Genomic DNA, 20,274 nt, shown 5'->3' with positions numbered 1-20,274 from the left:
TGCAAACTAATTTTTTAATTATGTTTCACAGAAATATCAAAATCGTTTTAGCGGTTCTAATTTTTGCCACAGCGATATGGCAATTTACTGAAAGTAATATTGGAAATGGAATTTTTCTTATCTTTTTATCGTTGATTCCTGTCTTTCTTTATTTTAAGAATGAGTATATTTTATTGGCGTTTTTAAAATTGAGAAAGCAAGATTTTCCTGGTGCGAAAAATTGGTTGGATAAGATTAAAAATCCAGAAACGGCTTTGGTTAGAAAGCAACAAGGTTATTATAATTATTTGAATGGCTTGATGTTGTCGCAAACAAATTTACATCAGTCAGAAAAGTTTTTTAAGAAAGCGATTGAACTTGGTTTGAATATGGATATGGATTTGGCGGTTGCAAAATTGAACTTAGCCGGAATTGCGATGTCCAGAAGACGCAAAATGGAAGCTACTGCTTTATTGAACGAAGCTAAAAAACTGGATAAGCAAGGTATGCTGAAAGATCAGATTAGCATGATGAAAGAGCAAATGAAGAAAATATAGTTTTCAGTCGCAGTTTTCAGTATTCAGTTACATGTATAAAAAAGAGCTTTAGATTTTCTAAAGCTCTTTTTTGTTTTCTTTGCAAACTAATAACTGAAAACTGCGACTGAAAACTAATAACCTTCCGTTGGGATTTCGATTTCGTATTTCTTTTTACTTGGATTTACTAATTTTTTGTCGCGTAACCAAGGATTGTGGATTTTTAAAATCTTATAGTTAATTCCTTGTGTTTTGGCAAAGCTTGCTAAATCGGTAATGGTGCTGTCAACTTCGACTTTTTTGGTTGGAATTGGCGAATACAAATCGGTTGGATAAATATTGAAACCATATTTTCCTGGATTTTTCATAATTTCTTTCAACGCTAAAATCCTGAAAACATAACGTGATGTTTCTTCGGTTAAGGCTAAATCATAATAATTGGTAACTTGTTGTTCTTCAATTTTTTTATTTACACCATTCATTCCGCCGTTATAGGAAGCCGCAGCCATTGTCCAAGAACCAAATTTATTTTTGGCAGTCAATAAATATTTACAAGCAGCTTCGGTTGATTTTTCTAAATGATAGCGTTCGTCCACAAAATCGTTAACTTCCATTCCTTTCTCTTTAGCTGTTTCGGGCATAAATTGCCAAACGCCACGCGCACCAGCCGATGAAACCGCATTGACCAAGCCGCTTTCGATTACGGCTAAATATTTGAAATCATCTGGAATGCCATATTTTTGAAGAATTGGTTCAATTACTGGAAAAGCTCTGTTAGCTCTTTTTAAAATTAAAGTTGTAGTCGAATGAAGATTGGCATTGATTAGCAGTTCTCTATCCAATCGTTCCCTAACGTCAACAACATGCAATGGCGTAGTTTCGCCAGCAAAATCAGTAGTTGTTGGGAAATACATTGCTGTTCCTTCGTGAAGAAGTTTATCTTTTTTATCGCCCGAAATTCCGAAAACGAAAATTCCAGAGATTAAAACTACTCCAAGTGTTGTCAATAGTGCATTTGTCTTTTTCATAATAAAAAATTGTAATCGTATAATGGTAAAGCTACAAAAATCGCTCCAAAAAAGTTAATCTCCTAACAAAATTTTAGGTAAATTCTCATTCAGCCATTTGTATTTGCTCAAAATCATGATATGCGTTCCGCCTTTTACGGGAATAAATTCATTAATATATTTTGGTGGAAAAACTTCATCAGCATCGCCGTGAATGTGAATAATTTCGTTGTCAATTTCGGTTCGTTCCCAGTTGATGATTTGCTCTATTGCCCAATCTAAATAGCGTTTGTCTCTAACAGCTAGAAATTTTTCATACAAAGCCAATCGTTGTTTTACTATGGATGAACCAAAGGAAAATTTGGTTAGCAACTCAATGTTTTCGAATAATTTAGTTGGCATCAACTTATAAGCTTTGGTGGTTTTGGCGATTTTAAATCGTTTTGGGAATTCTACATTCGATTTTACACTAGAAATAATGACCACTTTTTTTGGATTAACAAATTGTTTCATCTCTTGAACTAAAACGCCACCAAAGGAAACACCAATCAATATGCAGTTTTCGTGTTGGATGTTTTGAGCCATTTTTTCGGCATAAGAAGTCAGTGATTGATTTTTCTCTGGAATAAACCATTCTAACAGATGGGTTTCAAATTGGTCTTCTGGCAATTGAATTCGTTCAAAAATTGAAGAGCTTGCCGCCAATCCGGGCATGAAGTAAACGTGAATTTTAGACATTTTTAACTGTAAACTCGTTTAAAATTAGTAATTTTGCCTAAAATTAACCCTTTTATTTTATTTGTAGATGAATGAAATAGTATTTTCAGAAAAAATGGAAATTAAAGACAATACTTTTGCACGTCAATTTGAAACTTTCATCGATGGAAACATGGTTTCTGTTGAATATTCATTTCAAGAAAAGAAAATATTTCTAACAAGAATAAATACTTTTGATGGTTTTGATAATGAAGAGTTTATCAATGATTTATTGAAAAATATCATGGAAATCGCTTATGAACGAAAATTGAAAGTTGTTCCAATTTTACCAAAAATTGCCGCTTTCATGAGAAAAAATACTACTTATAAAGATTTACTTCCTCCAGGAATTAAGATATAATAAAAAAAAGTAAGAGTTAAAATTCCAAATTCCAATTGTATAAGATTGGAATTTGGAATTTTTATTTTCTATCTTTATCAAATGAGTTCCGAAAATCTAAATTCTGATGTCATTCATTTTTTTGAAGAAATTCAAAAATATTATGGAATTAAAACCGAAATAACGCAAGGATTGTTTACTGAAATAGACAATCTTGATGCCAATCAAACGACTTGGAATTTATCTGAATTTGAGTTGGTTCGTTCGGCTTATCGCAATTCGGGTGGAAAATTTATGCTGGAAGGCAACGGAACTTACTATGAAATTTCTGCCGAAAAAATCATCAGTTTTAATCAAAATGGTAGAAATAAATTTGAATTTATCGAACAGTACAACGAAACGTTTTTTAGAATTACTAAAATTAGGTTTCATTATAAGTATTAAAAATGTTTTGAGATTCCTACGGAATGACAAGTTTGAGTAGAATTTGTCATTCCGTAGGAATCTTATTTTAAGCCTCGACATTCAAAAACTCCATTCTCACACTTCCATCTTCATCAATTCTGGTCAAATTAATTTCATGTAATGTATTGACTAATTCAGGATTCCAAGGTGTTTTTACTTTTACGTAATTTTCTGTAAATCCGTGAATGTAACCTTCTTTGTTTTCGCCTTCAAAAAGCACTGTATGGTTAGTTCCTATTTGACTTTCGTAGAAAGCACGACGTTTTTTAACCGATAATCCGCGAAGCATTTTACTTCTTTTGGAACGCACATTCATCGGAACCACATTTTCCATAGTTGCTGCTTCGGTATTATCTCTTTCGGAATAAGTAAAAACGTGTAAATACGAAATGTCTAATTCGTTTAAGAAATTATAAGTTTCTAGGAAATGTTCATCCGTTTCACCTGGAAAACCTACAATAACGTCAACACCAATACAGGCATTTGGCATTACTTCACGAATTTTATTCACTCTATCAACATAAACTTCACGTTGGTAGCGACGCTTCATTTTGCCCAAAATTTCATTACTTCCACTTTGCAACGGAATATGAAAATGAGGAACAAACGTTCTGCTTTTGGAAACAAATTCTATAGTTTCATTTTTCAAAAGATTAGGTTCGATTGATGAAATTCGCAAACGTTCAATTCCTTCTACTTCATCCAACGCTTTTACTAAATCGAGGAACGTATGTTCGTGTTTTTTATTTCCGAATTCACCTTTTCCGTAATCGCCAATATTTACACCAGTTAGCACAATTTCTTTGATACCTTGTTGTGAAATTTTGTAAGCATTTTTCAATACATTTTCCAAAGCATCAGAACGAGAAATTCCGCGCGCTAACGGAATGGTGCAATATGTGCATTTATAATCGCAACCATCTTGAACTTTTAAGAAAGCACGTGTTCTGTCTCCAATAGAATAACTTCCTACATAGAAATCGGCTTCTTCGATTTCACACGAATGTACTTCGCCCATATCATTTTTGGACAAATCATTGATGTAATCAGTGATTTTGAATTTTTCAGTTGCACCAAGAACTAAGTCAACGCCATCAACAGCAGCCAATTCTTCTGGTTTTAATTGCGCATAACATCCAACAGCAGCAACAAAAGCTTTGTCGTTGAGTTTCATGGCTTTTTTTACAATTTGTTTGAATTGTTTATCGGCGTTTTCGGTTACCGAGCAAGTGTTGATTACATACATATCGGCAACTTCTTCAAAATCAACTCTATCAAAACCTTCGTCTTGAAAATTTCTCGCAATAGTAGAAGTTTCTGAGAAATTCAATTTGCATCCCAAAGTGTAGAATGCTACTTTTTTTCTGTTTTCCATAAGTAAACTCAATTGATGAAATCGTTGTCAAAAAATTGAGTGTGCAAATTTAGGTAAAAAATTAAAATAAAAATAGCCACAGATTCACGGATTAAAATAATTTTAAAAATCTGCGAATCTGCGGCTAACTATAAAGACTTTAATTACTCTTTTCTATACTTCTTAGTTTCTTCAAAAACGTGTTCTAAAATTTTAGCATCTTCTTCAGAAAATTGAACATTACGTCTTGCCATTACGATTTTTGCCGTTTGAAAAGCTTTGTTGGTTAAATAAGTTGTAAATCCAGAACTTCCGCCCCATGAAAAGCTAGGTACAAAATTTCTAGGAAAACCACTTCCAAAAATATTAGCCGAAACCCCAACAACCGTTCCTGTATTGAACATAGTATTGATGCCACATTTAGAATGATCGCCCATCATTAATCCGCAGAATTGCAGTCCGGTTTTGGCAAAACCTTCGGTTTCATAACTCCATAAACGTACTTCTTCGTAGTTGTTTTTTAGGTTCGAATTATTAGAATCAGCGCCAATATTGCACCATTCTCCAAGAACTGAATTTCCTAAAAATCCGTCATGACCTTTGTTAGAATAACCAAACAAAACCGAATTGCTCACTTCGCCACCAATTACCGAATGTGGTCCAACGGTTGTGGCGCCATAAACTTTAGAAGCCAATTTCACTCTGCCAGATTCGCATAAAGCAAATGGTCCGCGAATGACTGAACCTTCCATAATTTCGGCATTTTTACCGATGTAAATTGGTCCAGTTGATGCATTTAAAGTTACAAATTCTAGTTTTGCTCCTTCTTCAATGAAGATATTTTCAGGAGAAATGACATTAACCGATTTTGGAATAGGTTGCGAATGTCTTCCATCGGTAATCAATTCAAAATCTTCTCGTAATGCTGTATCGTTTTTTGCAAAAATATCCCAAGTATTTTCAACGGTTAGACATTCTTCAGTATAATCTATTATTTCGTAAGTGTCAAAATCTACTTCTTCCTGCGTATCATTAGTGTAAAATGCAATTACTTCATCGCCTTTGAAAATGGCTTGGCTTTTCTCTAGATTTTTCACCATTTCAGATAAAATATCGTTTGGCAAAAACGAAGCGTTAATCATAATGTTGTCTTCCATTTCCAGCATTGGGTATTTTTCTGAAAGATATTCTTCGGTTAGAGTTGTGGTTGTATAGCCCAAATATTTTTCCCATTTTTCACGAATAGTTAGAATTCCAATGCGAATTTCGGCAACTGGACGAGTAAAAGTGAATGGTAAAAGTGCGTTTCTAACGGTTCCGTCAAAAAGTATGTAGTTCATTTTGGTTGCGAGTTTAAAGTTGCGAGTTCAAAGTTACGAAAGTTTGGTTCATAAAAAAACCCCGAATAAATTCGAGGTCTTAATAAAATTTGAACTACTAAAAAATAAATTATTTTGCTTTTTTAGCGTATTTGCTGTTGAATTTATCAATACGTCCTGCAGTATCGATAAGTTTTGATTTACCTGTGTAAAATGGGTGAGATGTTCTAGAAATCTCCATTTTGTAAACTGGATATTCAACTCCTTCGTGAGTGATAGTTTCTTTTGTTTCTACTGTAGATTTAGTAATAAAAACATCTTCGTTTGACATGTCTTTAAAAGCAACTAATCTGTAATTTTCTGGGTGAATTCCTTTTTTCATGATAAATCTTTTATTTTATTGAAGTAGTTTGTTTTGAAGCTTTCTTTTTGAAAGGTGTAAACTAGCTACAACTTTTTGTTACTATTCTTTTTTAATTTGAGAGTGCAAAAATACAACTTTTTTGCAATAATCAAAGTGAACTGTAACTTTTTTTAAATAAAGCCAACTTGCTGTTAAGTAATAATGGAATTACTATATTTGTTGTTTAATTTAAATCATAAAAAACATGAACGAGATTATAAAAAGAAATGGGATTAAATTTGGATTGATAAGTGGATTGATATCCGTTTTAATTACTGTATATGCTTATGTGTTCGACATTGAACTATTTGGCTCATTATGGCTATTATTGTTTATTATCGTTTGTTATTTAGTAATAAACATTGTTTTGTTGTCAAATACTAAGAAAAAATTAAATGATAATTTTACTTTTAAAGAAGCTTTTACAACCTATTTTATTTGTCTAATTGTTGGAGTTTCTATTTCTGTGATATTTAACATTCTCCTTTTTAATGTAATTGATCCAGAATTAGGGGAGAAAGTTAAAGAAGTTTCTATTAAATCTACAGTGGCATTTATGGAAAAATTTGATGTTCCAAGTGCAGAGATTAGTAAAGCTGTAGAAGGCATTGAGAAATCGGATAATTTTAGTATTGGAGCTCAAATTAAAGGTCTCTTTACAAATATAGCGGTTAGTTCAATTTTTGGATTAGTATTTGCATTAATTTTTAAAAGCAAACCAAAAGAACAGTTTTAATGAATTTATCCATAGTTATTCCGCTTTTAAACGAGCAGGAATCGTTACCCGAATTACACCAATGGATTGTCAAAGTAATGACAACTCACAACTATTCCTATGAAGTTATTTTTATTGACGATGGAAGTACTGATGATTCATGGGAAATAATCGAGCAGCTTTCTGCTGAAAATCCTAATGTAAAAGGAATTAAGTTTTTAAGAAATTATGGAAAATCTCAGGCGTTGCATGCTGGTTTTGCCAAAGCACAAGGTGATGTTATCATTACGATGGATGCCGATTTGCAAGATAGTCCAGATGAGATTCCTGATTTGTACGACATGATTATAAACCAAAAATTTGATTTGGTTTCTGGATGGAAAAAGAAACGTTATGACAATGCCGTGACTAAAAATTTACCATCTAAATTATTCAATTGGGCTGCGAGAAAAACTTCGGGAGTTTATTTGAATGATTTTAATTGTGGATTAAAAGCTTACAAAAATGTTGTCATTAAGAATATCGAAGTTTCGGGAGAAATGCATCGTTATATTCCAGTTTTGGCAAAAAATGCTGGTTTTGGAAAAATTGGCGAAAAAGTAGTTATTCATCAAGCTCGAAAATATGGCGAGTCAAAATTTGGTATTGACCGTTTTGTAAATGGCTTTTTGGATTTGATAACGATTTGGTTTTTATCAAAATATGGGAAAAGACCAATGCATTTGTTTGGTGCATTTGGCGTTTTGATGTTTTTAGTTGGATTTATTTCTACAGGAATCATCATTGCTTTGAAATTGATAAAATTGTATTCGGGTTATCAAACGATTTTGGTTACCGATAATCCACTGTTTTACATTGCTTTAACGACAATGATTATTGGAACTCAGCTATTTTTAGCTGGTTTTCTTGGCGAAATTATTTTGCGCACTAAGAATAATGAAGAACGTTATAAAGTTTCGGAGACGACGAATTAATGATTTTTTAGTAAACAAAAAGAAACTAGTTTTAGTTCAAAAAAAATAAGATTACGGATAAGTTTAGCCCTGATAGTAGCGGCATCCTTTTTATCTCGTTCTTCAAAACGAGATGAAAAGATAGAGCGAATAGCAGGATTAGCTTCTGAAAAAAAATAAGAATATGCATATTGAACAATCGATTTTAGATAAAGTAAACGAATGGTTAACACCAGTTTTTGACCAAGAAACACAAGAGAAAATTAAGGATATGATGACTTCTTCTCCGAAGGATTTAGAGGAAAGTTTTTATAAAAATCTGGAGTTTGGAACTGGCGGAATGCGAGGAATTATGGGCGTTGGAACTAATCGTATCAACAAATATACGTTAGGTAAAAACACGCAAGGTTTATCGGATTATTTGAAAAAATCATTCCCAAACGAGCAACTGAAAGTGGCAATTGCTTATGATTGTCGTCATAATAGTGATACGTTAGGTAAAATTGTTGCTGATGTTTTTTCGGCAAATGGAATTACGGTGTATTTATTTTCGGATATGCGACCAACGCCAGAGTTGTCTTTTGCGGTAAAACACTTGAATTGTCATGCTGGAATTGTATTGACGGCTTCACACAATCCGCCTGAATACAATGGTTACAAAGTATATTGGCAAGACGGAGGACAATTGGTTCCGCCACAAGACGGAGAAATTATTGAAGTAATTGAAAACTTGAATTATAGCGAAATTAAATTTGAAGCTAACGAAAGTTTGATACATTATATTGATGAAGCTGTTGATGAAGCTTTTGCGGAATCGACAGTGAAAAATGCTTCGTTTAATACTTCGGCTTCGGCGAGAGAAAATCTACGAATTGCTTATACTTCACTTCACGGAACATCCATTAAAATGGTTCCGAAAGTGTTGGAAAAAGCAGGTTATACGGATGTGAATATCGTTCCTGAACAAGCAGAACCAAACGGGAATTTCCCAACGGTACTTTCTCCAAATCCTGAAGAACCAGAAGCGTTGACAATGGCTTTGGCTTTGGCTGATAAAATAAATGCGGATATTGTTTTTGGAACTGATCCTGATAGTGACCGACTTGGTGTTGCCATTAGAAACAACGAAGGCAAAATGATTTTGTTGAATGGTAATCAAACAATGGTTGTCATGACGCATTTTTTATTGGAAGAATGGCGAAAAGCGGGAAAAATTACAGGTAAAGAATTTATTGGTTCGACTATCGTTTCTACACCAATGATGCTTGAATTAGCTTCAGGATATAACGTGGAATGCAAAGTTGGATTAACAGGTTTTAAATGGATTGCTAAATTCATCAAAGATTTTCCTGAGTTGAAATTTATTGGCGGTGGAGAAGAAAGTTTCGGCTTTATGGTTGGCGATGCTGTTCGTGATAAAGATGCTGTTGGAGCGATTTTACTAATGTGTGAAATTGCGGCGCAAGCCAAAGAAAACGGAAGTTCGGTTTATGATTATTTGCAACAAATGTATGTTGACTTTGGTTTTTACAAAGAATATTTAATTTCATTGACCAAAAAAGGTATTGAAGGAGCAAATGAAATCAAGCAAATGATGATTGATATGCGCGATAATCCGGTTTCTGAAATTAATGGACAACGCGTGATTATGGTGGAAGATTATCAAAACTCAACGGCGAAAAATTTATTATCCGGAGAAATTGAAAATCTGACTATTCCAAAATCGGATGTGTTGATTTATTATTTGGAAGATGGTTCTAAAATTTGTGCACGACCAAGTGGAACCGAACCAAAAATCAAGTTTTATTTCAGTGTAAATTGTGCTATCGATAGTATTAATGACATTCCAGAAGCCGAAAAACAATTGGATCAAAAAATTAAAAATATCATAGCAGAAATGCAGTTGAACTAATGGATGAAAATTTAAAGAAAATAATTCCTTTTGCAAAAAAGTATAAACCAAATGTTATTGGAAACATCTCATTCAACATACTTTATGCGCTTTTTGGAACTTTAGGAATGGTTTTTATTATGCCAGTTCTTTCGGTTTTATTTGACGAAAGGAAAAAAGATGTAATAGAATTGCCTGAATACACGGGTTTTATTGACGCTGTAGGAAATTGGCAAGATTATATTGCTTATTATGTGAAACAATTTTCAACTGAATATGGTGTTCAATATGGCTTAATGTTTACGGTCGCCATAGTTTTGATTACTTTTTTACTGAAAAATTTATCCAATTATTTAGCGCTTCAGCATTTAACCAAAGTTAAAAATGGTGTTTTACGTGATTTGCGTGAAAAAATGTTTGCGAAAATTGTGTCGTTACCTGTTTCTTATTATTCTGAAAAAAGAAAAGGCGATGTAATGGCAAGAATGCTTGGTGACGTGAACGAAGTTCAAAATTCATTTTTTATGATTTTGGAACTTATAGTAAAAGAACCGCTAACTATTGTGTTTTCGTTAATTGCAATGGTGTCAATTAGTTGGAAACTGACTGTTTTTGTATTTATTTTTATTCCAATTTCGGGTTTAATTATTTCAAAAATAGGAAAATCATTAAAAGGAAAATCAACCAAAGCGCAACAAGAAAATGGTTATTTAATATCAATCACCGAAGAAACTTTGACGGGTTTAAAAGTGGTTAAAAGCTATAATGCCGAAAACTATTTTGCTAAAACTTTTAACGATTCTATTAATCGTCTGTACAAATTAACCAATTCTATCGCCAAGAAAAATAACTTGGCTTCACCATTAAGTGAATTTATGGGGATTTTAGTTATTGGTGTTTTATTGGTTTATGGCGGAAATTTAGTTTTAGTTGATGGTTCATTAAAAGGTTCAGATTTTATTGCTTACATTGGATTGGCTTACAATATTTTAACTCCAGCAAAAGCGATTTCAAAAGCTTCCTATCAAGTTAAAAATGGATTAGCTGCAGCCGAACGTGTTTTTGAAGTTTTAGAAGTAGAAAATACGATTGCCGATACTGAAAATGCAAAAGAATTAACTTCATTTAATCAAAGTATTGAGTTAAAAAACATCACGTTTGCCTATAACGATGAAGCTGTTTTGAAGAATTTTTCTTTAACGATACCAAAAGGAAAAACAGTTGCTTTGGTTGGACAGTCGGGTTCAGGGAAAAGTACGATTGCTAATTTGCTAACTCGTTTTTACGAAGTAAATCAAGGCGAAATTTTAATCGACAATCAGAATATAAAAGACGTAACAATGAAGTCGCTACGTTCTTTAACTGGTTTGGTCACGCAAGACAGCATCATGTTTAATGGAACGATTAAAGACAATATTCGATTAGGGAAATTAGACGCAACTGATGACGAAATTATTGAAGCATTGAAAGTTGCCAATGCTCATGAATTTGTAAAAGATTTGCCTAGCGGAATTGAAACCAATATTGGTGATAGCGGAAACAAACTTTCTGGCGGACAAAAACAACGCTTGTCTATCGCTCGCGCGGTATTGAAAAATCCTCCGATTATGATTTTGGACGAAGCAACTTCAGCGTTGGATACTGAAAGTGAAAAATTTGTACAAGTCGCGTTAGAAAATATGATGCAAAACAGAACTTCGGTTGTTATTGCGCATCGACTTTCTACTATTCAAAAAGCAGATGTAATCGTGGTAATGCAAAAAGGCGAAATCGTCGAACAAGGAAATCACGACGAACTTATTGCAAAAGACGGAATGTATGCGAGGTTAGTTTCTATGCAGAGTTTTGAGTAACATCATAAAAAAAGGAATTACGAAATGAATTCCTTTTTTTTTTAACTTTTTAACTTCAATCAATTCACTTGAAATTCTTCGGCTTTCCATTCTTTGGAAGTTAGGTTAACAAAGCTGTACACAATTTTATCATTGCTATCAAACTCACCATTTTTGTTGGTGTCTTCTACAGCTCTAAAATAAATTCCGTTTTTTGCAGGAACATATTTCCAGTCGATTAATTCTTGAAAATCTTCGGTTAGTTTGGTAAAGTTTTTACCGTCAATTGAGCTGATGTATAAAGATTTAATATCGTTTATATCAAGTTTGTTGTCTTTATTGGTGTCTATATCTTGTAACATATAAACCAATAATTGTTGTTTGGTTTTATCAGCATGGTTTTTCAAATAAGTTGCCGATTGTATCAAAACATTTTTATCAGTCAAAGCATAAATGGTGTCTTTGCCAATTTCCTGAAATTTCAAATTATCTAAATAACCTGTAATTTCATATTCGCCATAATTGGAAATGGTATAGCTTATGTTTTTATCACTTTTGCTTGAAGCATAACCTTGTTTTTTGAAAAAATTCATATCGCCAACAGGAAAAATCAAAAAATTAGTTCCTTCCATGTGAACTGGTAAGTCAGCAATATCAGCTTTTGACGTATCAACTTGAGGTTTTGCTTGCGATTTAGGTTGGGTTTCATAAATCACTTTTGGTTTTTCTTGTTCTTCTTTTTTACAAGAAACAAAAGCCAGACTTACTATCAGAAAGAAAAAAAAGTTTTTCATAACAAATGAATTTTAATCATTTTCAAATATAAGACTTTTGATTGTATTTTCTATTTCTGTTGAATTTTATTAAGAAGTAAAGATTAATTAGAGCAAGTACTGATAAAGCTAAAAATAAATACCAATGTTTTTTAAAAAAAGATTTTTGAAATTTTTCATTCTCAAGTAATCTGTTTTGTTCATCATTATATAATTTTTGTTTGCGAATATAATCTTGTGTTCCACAATTCATCGTGGTTGATTTATTTTCACTATTTGTTTTTTCTATTTCGCTTGAACTTATATTTGTAATGAGCAGTTCGTTTTTATAAACCATATAAGTTGGTGTTTTTTCAATTTCAGCTATCTCCAAAATTTTTATAAAAACTTCATATTGCATTTGTTTACCAAAATATACATTTATAGAATTAACAGTATCTTTTTTATGATTGAATTGATTTAAAGCTTTTTGAAACTTCTTGATATTTTCATCCTCTGATTTTAGAGAACTATTAAATGAAAAAATGATTTTATTTCTTTGTTCAATGAATGGATAATTCTCTTTTATTGAAATTATTGTTTTTTTGCTTGGAAGTTCTAAATCAAAACCGCCTTCAACTTTGAATGCTTTTTTAGAACTGAAATAAAACAAACATAAAACTGGAATTAAAACCAATGAAATCATTCCTGGAACATAAAAAATTTTTCTATGTTTTGTCCTGATTTTCATTTACAGTTTCACGCTCAACTTCAAATTGAAAACACGAGTCGTCATATAATTTGGAATTCCGTATTGATTTTTGGTGTAAGCATCACGAACCCAAGTATTGGTAATCGCATTTTGATTGTTGAAAATATTAAAAATTTCAAAACCAAGAGACAAATCCTCAAAACGTTTTAGCCAATGTCCATCTGGTCGTTCGGTATTTTTTTCGGTTAAAACATAAGAAAAACCAACATCAGCACGACGATAATCTCTCAAACGACTTTGATACGTATAAACATCGGCATAAGATGGCGAACCGCCAGGCAAACCAGTGTTGTAAACCAAATTCATGTATAATTTCATGCTTGGCAAATTTGGCATATAATCTTGGAAAAGTATTCCAAATTTCAATCGTTGATCGGTTGGACGAGCAATATTTCCTCTGCCATTTTGATTTTCTTCGGTTTTCATATAACCAAAACTCAACCACGATTCAGTTCCGGGAACGAATTCTCCGTTTAATCGCATGTCTAAACCATACGCATACGCAGTTGCATCATTATTCGCTCGATAGCGAATTCTAACATTTTCTAATGTATAGGTATTTACATCATCCATCGATTTATAATAAGCTTCGGTAACTAATTTAAACTTTCGATTATTCATCATGAAATTATAATCATTGCTTGCTACAAAATGTATCGATTGTTGCGCTTTTACATTTGGATTAACCACGCCATTCATATCCCTTAACTCGCGATAAAACGGCGGTTGATGATAATATCCAACGGCAAATTTGAACAACATATCTTTTTCCCAATTTGGCTTTAAAGTTAATTGCGCTCTTGGACTAAATGTAGTTTGATTTTTAGAATTCGAAATATTATCGCCAGTTACTTTCCAATGATGAGCACGAACTCCAAAATTGAACCAATAATCCGTTGAACCAATTTGGTCTTTAAAACTCCATTGCGCATAACCCGAAAGACGATTAATGTCAATAAAATTGGTTGCTCTAACATTTTGATATGGAACTAACGGACCAATATAAGGATTGTAAGGTTGATCGTTTCCAGCAAAATTCAAATTTGGCGGATTGATTGAAAATCCTGCGGAATCAATTACTTCCCATTCCACAATTCGGTCGCGAATGTTTTCACGAGTGTATTTAAAACCCCAATCAATTTGATGTTTTTTGTTATTGACTTGGTGAACACCTTTAATTTCAGCATTAACAATTAAGGCATCCAAATCATTTCGAGCATGATTTAATTGCGTTCCAATGCCTTGACTAAAAGTAACTTCGCCTAACGTTTCCGAACCAATATTAGTGTCAACATCGCCTAAAAAATAAGCCGCAAAAATATCAAAATACTCTTGTTCTTTAGTGTGATAAACCGAACTTATAAACTTGAAGACATTGTCATCGTTTGCATTAAAAACGGTTTTGAAAGCTCCAAAAAGCGTTTCGTATTGATCATTTTCTTGTCCTTCGTAGAAAACTTGCAACGCAATTGGTTCATCAATTGTTCCAAAATTAGTTTGACGTGTCAACGGTTGATAGTTGTATACATTTCGAGAAGCATTTCCTAAAAAACTAAAATTCCATTTGTCATTTGGCTTAAAATTCACAATCGACTGAACATCCATAAACGTTGGTCGATAGTTGGTTTGCGTTTCCTGGCTATTAACCAAAAGTGAATTGTCTCGATAACGAACTCCGGTAATATTGGACCATTTTTTATTCTTAGAAACCAAATCGGCAGTTATACTTCCGCCAAGAAAACTGGCTTCGGCAGCCAATGCAAATTTTTTCGGTTGACGATAGGTAATGTCCAAAACCGAAGATAATTTATCGCCAAATTTAGCTTGAAAACCTCCAGCCGAAAAGTCAATATTTTGAACCATATCGGTATTAGTGAAGCTTAAACCTTCTTGCTGACCAGAACGAACTAAAAACGGACGATAGACTTCAATTTCGTTTACATAAACTAAGTTTTCGTCATAATTTCCTCCGCGAACATTATAACCAGAACTTAAATCAGAATTTCCATTAACACCAGGTAAAACTTTTAAAACACTTTCAATTCCAGGCATTGCACTTGGATTTTTTCTGATAACTTCTGGTTCAATACTGGTTATTCCTTGAACACGTCTTCGGCTGCTGGTAATAACAACATCGCTTAGTTGTTCTGCTTTATCGGTCATAACAACGTGATATTCAAATTCTTCGTTTGGTTTCAATTGTAATGTTGCCGTGATGTTTTTTAACGAAACATGCGTAAAAACCAAAACGACTTTTTGATTTGCCGGAACGGTAATGGTGTAAAAACCATTTTTATCGGTAATCGATGATTTTGAAAGATAGCTAACGTTAACGCTTTCAATAGGTTTGTTGTTTTCATCGAGCACAATTCCAGCTACTTTTGCAGTTGCATTTTGTGAAAACGATTTTATACTAAGGATAAAAAATAGGAACGAAAAGAGTAAATATTTTGTTTTCAAACTATATTATGGTTTTTGACTTCTAAAAAAATGTGTTTCAAATATAGTAGAATTTCCAACATTATCGGTAACAATCACTTTTAATTCGTTTTTTCCTTCGGCAACAATTCCATCAGAAAGCTTGTGAGTTAAACGTTTCAGTTTACTTTCATATTCCAATAAAATCCATTTTCCGTTGAGGTAACCTTCATAACTTTTTATGCCTGATAAATCATCAGAAATGGTTAAATGAATTGTTTTTCGGTCGGAAATCCATTTTTCTGCTATATTTTTTGCCAAAATTATTTCGGGAGAAACGGTATCTTTAACTAACCGATATTCGCCCAAAGTTTTGGTGTAAATTGAAAACGTATTTTTATAGCGTTTTGTTGTGTAGTGATTGATTTTTTTTCCGTCAAAAAGACCAATGAACATTTTTTCTCTATCTTTTTCAGATGAAATGCTGTCTTCAAAAGCAATTTGAAAACTAGAATGTGCCGGAATAATATCGCGATGTACTTTTACAGTATTGTTCTTTACTTCAAAATCCATGTAAAAATCTTCATAAAACGTATTGGTTGGAATAGTTACGGTAACATTTTCTAACGAAAAAATGTTGTCACGTTTCGTTTTTACATGATATTTTGATGTTTTTGGTTTTTCAGCAACTACTGATGATGTGTTAGAATGAGAAATTGGAATACAGATTTTGGATGTGTTTCCATGAAAATCAGAAACTTCAATTTTGTACAGTTTTGTTACATTATTTGTCACATTGATAATTCCAAAATCAGCATCGGTTTTAAGAATACTCAGCGGATACGGATTTATGGAAAACAGTTTTTGGATACGCTGTTTTTCACTTTTAAAACGTTCGTAATCAATCAAAGCATTAATGTATCGTGTTTCGTCAAATGAAAAAGTGTCCAAAGTATAACTAAAACTCACGTTTCCGTTGAGAAACGTTTCCACTTTAAACGCGCCGTTTGTATTCCACGAAACATCATCATAATCGTTTACCACAATTCCAAAACCAATTTTTCCATTGGCTGCGATTTTTTCGGCTAAATAATCGCCATTAACTTGTTGGTCATACGTTAAAAGTAAAGGTCTTTTAGATTGATTTACCACCGAATTTTCATCGATTGGATAAACATACAATCCCATAAAAAATGGTTTTTTGGTGTCCTTAATTTCGGTGTCAAATCCAAAATACATCGGATTAATTATTTTTTCAGATGCTGTATCTCTAATTTCAAAATGCAAATGCGGACCATCTGAACCGCCAGTATTTCCAGATATTGCAATGATTTCGCCTTTATTTACCAATAAATCGGTTGGTTGTAAAAGCAATTCAATTTCATAGGATTTGGCTTTGTATTGTTCGTTTATAATAAATTTTTCAATTTCTCCAAAACCCGATTGCAAATGTCCATAAACGGTTGTGTAACCATTTGGATGTGTGATGTAAATTGCTTTTCCATAACCGCCATGCGAAATTTTTATTCTCGAAATATAACCTTCGGCTGCGGCATAAACGTTTAGTCCTTCTTTTTGCTGTGTTTTAAAATCAAAACCAGCATGAAAATGATTGGAACGTAATTCGCCAAAATTTCCAGACAGTTGCAGTGGAATATCTAGCGGAGAACGAAAATAATCTTTTGGATAATTATTTTGGGCAAAAAATGATAGTGAACTGAAAAATAAGATTATAAAACTTTTCATATCAGATGTTTTTGCTAATTTAAAAAATAGTACGTAATAAATTACATTTTTTTTAACAAAAAAATAACTCGCTAAAAAACAAATTCTTAAACAAGCTTCTCAGAAAATTAATAAATAATCAAAAAAACTATTGCATTACTAAAATAGAATACTAACTTTGTGAATTAAGAAACGAAGATTCCATTTGAATGAGTGAAATTGCAGAAATAATTGATTCTGTTGAAGGTAGAATTCAAAAACTATTCGAAAAAATGAATAGTTTGCAAGTCTATACTTCTCAATTGGAAACAGAATTAAAAAAAGCTGCAGCAACTATCGATACTCAATCACGAGAGATTGAACAATTGAAAGGAGAAGCAAATTCGTTAAAAATGGCAAATTCGTTGCTTGGCAGTGAAGAAAATAAAAGAGATACAAAACTGAAAATAAATTCATTAATTAAAGAAATCGATTATTGCATAGCGCAACTATCAGATTAATGCTATGAGTGAAAAGCTTAAGATAAAAATATCAATTGCCGACCGAGTTTATCCGCTAACTGTTGATCCATCACAGGAAGAAGGTTTACGAAGTGCTTCAAAAAAAATTGATACGATGATTAAGCAATTTGAAGAGAATTATGCTGTTCGTGATAAGCAAGATGTATTAGCCATGTGTGCTTTGCAATTTGCTTCACAAGTAGAACAAAAACAACTTGATAAAGTTATTGACGGTACAGAAACAGCAGAACGATTGACAAAAATTAATGATTTATTATTGGAATATCTCAATAGAAAATAACACGTTCTTATACATAAAATTAAAACACTGCCTACATTAGATTTTAATTGGTAAACTCAACACTAACAAATTAAAATGAGCAAATCGTCGCTACTAAAGTATGTCCGCCAAGGCGGAAAACTTGAACAGTGAGTTAGCTCAAAACTTGTCTTTACGAGTTTATGCATTCACCTAATGTAGGCTTTTTTTATACCTAAAACACAAACAAAAAATGGAAATTACATTTATAATACTCGCCGCGATAGTTGGAATTGGTGGAGGTTTTGGAATAGCAAAGTTTTTAGAAAAAAGCAATGTTTCAAACCTAATCAAAAATGCAAAAAAGGAAGCAGCATCAATTTTAAAAGATGCTAATCTTGAAGCAGAAAACATAAAAAAAGATAAATTACTGCAAGCAAAAGAAAAGTTTTTAGAATTAAAATCAGAACATGAAAAAGAGATTTTAAACAAAGACAAAAAAATTGCTGAGGTAGAAAAAAGAATTCGCGACAAAGAATCACAGGTTTCAAACGAATTGTCAAAAGCTAAGAAAGTAAATGACGATTATGAAAATAAAACCAAAGAATATGAAGCAAAAATCGAAGTTCTTGATAAAAAACAACAGGAACTTGAAAAACTTCACAAAAGCCAAGTAGAACAATTGGAAGTTATTTCTGGTCTATCTGCTGAAGAAGCCAAAGAACAATTGGTTGAAAGCCTAAAAGCTGAAGCAAAAACCAAAGCCATGTCGCATATTCAAGATACAATTGAAGAAGCAAAATTAACGGCACAACAAGAAGCTAAAAAAGTCATCATCAATACTATTCAACGTGTTGGGACTGAAGAAGCTGTTGAAAACTGCGTTTCTGTTTTCAACATTGAATCGGATGATGTGAAAGGAAGAATTATTGGTCGTGAAGGACGAAATATCCGTGCGCTTGAAGCTGCTACAGGAGTTGAAATCATTGTTGATGATACGCCAGAAGCTATTATTCTTTCTTGTTTTGATCCAGTTAGAAGAGAAATTGCTCGTTTATCATTACATAAATTAGTTACTGACGGAAGAATTCACCCAGCAAGAATTGAAGAAGTTGTAGCTAAAACAACCAAACAAATTGACGAAGAAATTGCCGAAGTTGGAAAACGTACCGTTATCGATTTAGGAATTCATGGTTTGCATCCTGAGCTGATTAAAGTTGTTGGAAGAATGAAATACCGTTCGTCTTATGGACAAAATCTTTTACAGCACTCAAGAGAAGTTGCCAAGCTTTGTGGAATTATGGCAGCCGAATTAGGCTTGAATGTAAAACTAGCTAAACGTGCTGGACTTTTACACGATATTGGTAAAGTTCCAGACACAGAAAGTGATTTGCCACACGCATTGTTAGGTATGCAATGGGCTGAAAAATATGGTGAAAAAGAAGAAGTTTGCAACGCCATTGGAGCGCATCACGATGAAATTGAAATGAAATATTTAATCTCTCCTATTATTCAAGTTTGTGATGCTATTTCGGGAGCAAGACCAGGCGCAAGACGTCAAGTTCTAGATTCGTATATTCAACGTTTAAAAGATTTGGAAGGAATTGCTTTTGGTTTCCAAGGCGTGAAAAATGCTTATGCTATTCAAGCTGGACGTGAATTGAGAGTTATTGTAGAAAGTGAAAAAGTTTCTGATGAAATGGCTTCAAACCTTTCTTTTGAAATTTCTCAAAAAATCCAAACAGAAATGACCTATCCTGGTCAAGTAAAAATTACAGTTATTCGTGAAACTCGCGCTGTGAATATTGCGAAGTAATTTTAGAATAAAATCAATAAAATACGGCAATCCAATTAAGGTTGCCGTTTTTATATTATTAATTAAATATCTTTTTTAAACTATCGGAAGTCATTGGTTTTAAGAAATAATCCTTTACCTCAGGTTGATAGAATTTTGCTTTGTCTTTATCAGTTGTGTGGTCTGATGAACTTATGATATAAATTGTAATTTCTTTTTTTATTCTTTCTTTTAGTAATCTGTATTCTTCCAAAAATTGCCATCCATCAAGAACTGGCATATTGATATCCAAAAGGATTAAATCGGGCGGATTTTGACCATTGTTGAGCTTTGATTTAATTCCTTCAATGGCTTGTAAACCATTTTCAAAAAAATTCGGGCTAACGTCTATATTGTTGCTCGATAAAAGTTTTTTGATTAAGAAATGGAAAATTTTGTCGTCATCAACGACAAAAACATCGTTAAATTTCATTATAAGTTGTGTTAATTTGTGGTTGTGCTAA

20 protein-coding genes are annotated in these 20,274 nt (G+C 32.7%); 10 read left to right on the top strand and 10 right to left on the bottom strand.

Annotated features, from left to right (window positions below):
• The first annotated feature begins 20 nt into the window (after window positions 1–20).
• Window positions 21–536 (top strand): DUF2892 domain-containing protein, encoded by a 516-nt coding sequence (locus G6042_RS04535; RefSeq protein WP_169523128.1) that lies wholly within the window; start codon window positions 21–23, stop codon window positions 534–536.
• A 113-nt stretch (window positions 537–649) separates the two neighbouring features.
• Here the strand turns inward: G6042_RS04535 and G6042_RS04530 are convergent, their stop codons facing one another.
• Entirely contained in the window at window positions 650–1,543 is an 894-nt protein-coding gene (locus G6042_RS04530) for a lytic transglycosylase domain-containing protein (protein WP_169523127.1), read from the bottom strand.
• A gap of 54 nt (window positions 1,544–1,597) precedes the next feature.
• Complete coding sequence (locus G6042_RS04525) at window positions 1,598–2,260, bottom strand: alpha/beta hydrolase (protein ID WP_169523126.1); 663 nt, start codon at window positions 2,258–2,260, stop codon at window positions 1,598–1,600.
• A 94-nt stretch (window positions 2,261–2,354) separates the two neighbouring features.
• Between G6042_RS04525 and G6042_RS04520 the strand changes: the two genes are divergently transcribed.
• Together G6042_RS04520 and G6042_RS04515 are read left to right on the top strand one after the other, a co-directional pair.
• The gene (locus tag G6042_RS04520; RefSeq protein ID WP_169523169.1) at window positions 2,355–2,639 is read left to right on the top strand and encodes a GNAT family N-acetyltransferase; all 285 of its coding nucleotides are present in this window, start codon (window positions 2,355–2,357) and stop codon (window positions 2,637–2,639) included.
• Window positions 2,640–2,720: 81 nt separating this feature from the next.
• Window positions 2,721–3,062 (top strand): hypothetical protein, encoded by a 342-nt coding sequence (locus tag G6042_RS04515; protein WP_211161634.1) that lies wholly within the window; start codon window positions 2,721–2,723, stop codon window positions 3,060–3,062.
• A 67-nt stretch (window positions 3,063–3,129) separates the two neighbouring features.
• On the opposite strand, the gene mtaB is transcribed toward G6042_RS04515, so the two are convergent.
• The 3 genes from mtaB to G6042_RS04500 form a co-directional block, all read right to left on the bottom strand.
• Window positions 3,130–4,458 carry a tRNA (N(6)-L-threonylcarbamoyladenosine(37)-C(2))-methylthiotransferase MtaB gene (mtaB, locus tag G6042_RS04510; protein WP_169523124.1) on the bottom strand — a complete coding sequence of 443 codons (1,329 nt, stop codon included), beginning with the start codon at window positions 4,456–4,458 and terminating at the stop codon, window positions 3,130–3,132.
• Between the two features lie 143 nt (window positions 4,459–4,601).
• Window positions 4,602–5,777 carry a GlmU family protein gene (locus tag G6042_RS04505; protein WP_169523123.1) on the bottom strand — a complete coding sequence of 392 codons (1,176 nt, stop codon included), beginning with the start codon at window positions 5,775–5,777 and terminating at the stop codon, window positions 4,602–4,604.
• Window positions 5,778–5,886: 109 nt separating this feature from the next.
• Window positions 5,887–6,138 (bottom strand): type B 50S ribosomal protein L31, encoded by a 252-nt coding sequence (locus tag G6042_RS04500; protein ID WP_169523122.1) that lies wholly within the window; start codon window positions 6,136–6,138, stop codon window positions 5,887–5,889.
• A 226-nt stretch (window positions 6,139–6,364) separates the two neighbouring features.
• On the opposite strand from G6042_RS04500, the gene G6042_RS04495 reads away from it, so the two are divergent.
• The 4 genes from G6042_RS04495 (at window position 6,365) to G6042_RS04480 (ending at window position 11,571) form a co-directional block, all read left to right on the top strand.
• The gene (locus tag G6042_RS04495; protein ID WP_169523121.1) at window positions 6,365–6,895 is read left to right on the top strand and encodes a DUF4199 domain-containing protein; all 531 of its coding nucleotides are present in this window, start codon (window positions 6,365–6,367) and stop codon (window positions 6,893–6,895) included.
• A complete protein-coding gene (locus G6042_RS04490; protein WP_169523120.1) occupies window positions 6,895–7,848 on the top strand; it encodes a glycosyltransferase family 2 protein in 954 nt (317 codons plus the stop codon). Before G6042_RS04495 ends, G6042_RS04490 begins: the two co-directional genes overlap by 1 nt.
• 163 nt (window positions 7,849–8,011) lie before the next feature.
• Window positions 8,012–9,739, top strand: a complete 1,728-nt coding sequence (locus tag G6042_RS04485) for a phospho-sugar mutase (RefSeq protein WP_169523119.1) — start codon at window positions 8,012–8,014, stop codon at window positions 9,737–9,739.
• Window positions 9,739–11,571 (top strand): ABC transporter ATP-binding protein, encoded by a 1,833-nt coding sequence (locus G6042_RS04480; protein ID WP_169523118.1) that lies wholly within the window; start codon window positions 9,739–9,741, stop codon window positions 11,569–11,571. Before G6042_RS04485 ends, G6042_RS04480 begins: the two co-directional genes overlap by 1 nt.
• 59 nt (window positions 11,572–11,630) lie before the next feature.
• Here G6042_RS04480 and G6042_RS04475 read toward each other — a convergent pair whose 3' ends face one another.
• The 4 genes from G6042_RS04475 to G6042_RS04460 all read right to left on the bottom strand — a co-directional run bounded on the left by G6042_RS04475 (window position 11,631) and on the right by G6042_RS04460 (window position 17,238).
• A complete protein-coding gene (locus G6042_RS04475) occupies window positions 11,631–12,344 on the bottom strand; it encodes a hypothetical protein (RefSeq protein ID WP_169523117.1) in 714 nt (237 codons plus the stop codon).
• Window positions 12,345–12,366: 22 nt separating this feature from the next.
• Window positions 12,367–12,975 carry a hypothetical protein gene (locus G6042_RS04470; RefSeq protein WP_169523116.1) on the bottom strand — a complete coding sequence of 203 codons (609 nt, stop codon included), beginning with the start codon at window positions 12,973–12,975 and terminating at the stop codon, window positions 12,367–12,369.
• Between the two features lie 78 nt (window positions 12,976–13,053).
• Complete coding sequence (locus G6042_RS04465) at window positions 13,054–15,534, bottom strand: TonB-dependent receptor (protein ID WP_169523115.1); 2,481 nt, start codon at window positions 15,532–15,534, stop codon at window positions 13,054–13,056.
• A gap of 6 nt (window positions 15,535–15,540) precedes the next feature.
• Window positions 15,541–17,238 (bottom strand): M23 family metallopeptidase, encoded by a 1,698-nt coding sequence (locus tag G6042_RS04460; RefSeq protein WP_169523114.1) that lies wholly within the window; start codon window positions 17,236–17,238, stop codon window positions 15,541–15,543.
• A gap of 188 nt (window positions 17,239–17,426) precedes the next feature.
• On the opposite strand from G6042_RS04460, the gene G6042_RS04455 reads away from it, so the two are divergent.
• The 3 genes from G6042_RS04455 (at window position 17,427) to rny (ending at window position 19,792) form a co-directional block, all read left to right on the top strand.
• Complete coding sequence (locus G6042_RS04455) at window positions 17,427–17,717, top strand: hypothetical protein (RefSeq protein WP_169523113.1); 291 nt, start codon at window positions 17,427–17,429, stop codon at window positions 17,715–17,717.
• Between the two features lie 4 nt (window positions 17,718–17,721).
• On the top strand, window positions 17,722–18,018 hold the full coding sequence (locus tag G6042_RS04450) for a cell division protein ZapA (RefSeq protein WP_169523112.1): 297 nt from the start codon (window positions 17,722–17,724) through the stop codon (window positions 18,016–18,018).
• 211 nt (window positions 18,019–18,229) lie between these two features.
• Window positions 18,230–19,792, top strand: a complete 1,563-nt coding sequence (rny, locus tag G6042_RS04445; protein ID WP_169523111.1) for a ribonuclease Y — start codon at window positions 18,230–18,232, stop codon at window positions 19,790–19,792.
• A 58-nt stretch (window positions 19,793–19,850) separates the two neighbouring features.
• Here the strand turns inward: rny and G6042_RS04440 are convergent, their stop codons facing one another.
• Window positions 19,851–20,243 (bottom strand): response regulator, encoded by a 393-nt coding sequence (locus G6042_RS04440; RefSeq protein WP_169523110.1) that lies wholly within the window; start codon window positions 20,241–20,243, stop codon window positions 19,851–19,853.
• Window positions 20,244–20,274 lie beyond the last annotated feature (31 nt).

The sequence above is a fragment of the Flavobacterium solisilvae genome, assembly GCF_012911605.1.
In the GTDB taxonomy this organism is placed as follows: Bacteria; Bacteroidota; Bacteroidia; order Flavobacteriales; family Flavobacteriaceae; genus Flavobacterium; species Flavobacterium solisilvae.
Note: the sequence above shows the minus strand (reverse complement) of the source record. Positions and strands in the feature narration are given on the sequence as shown.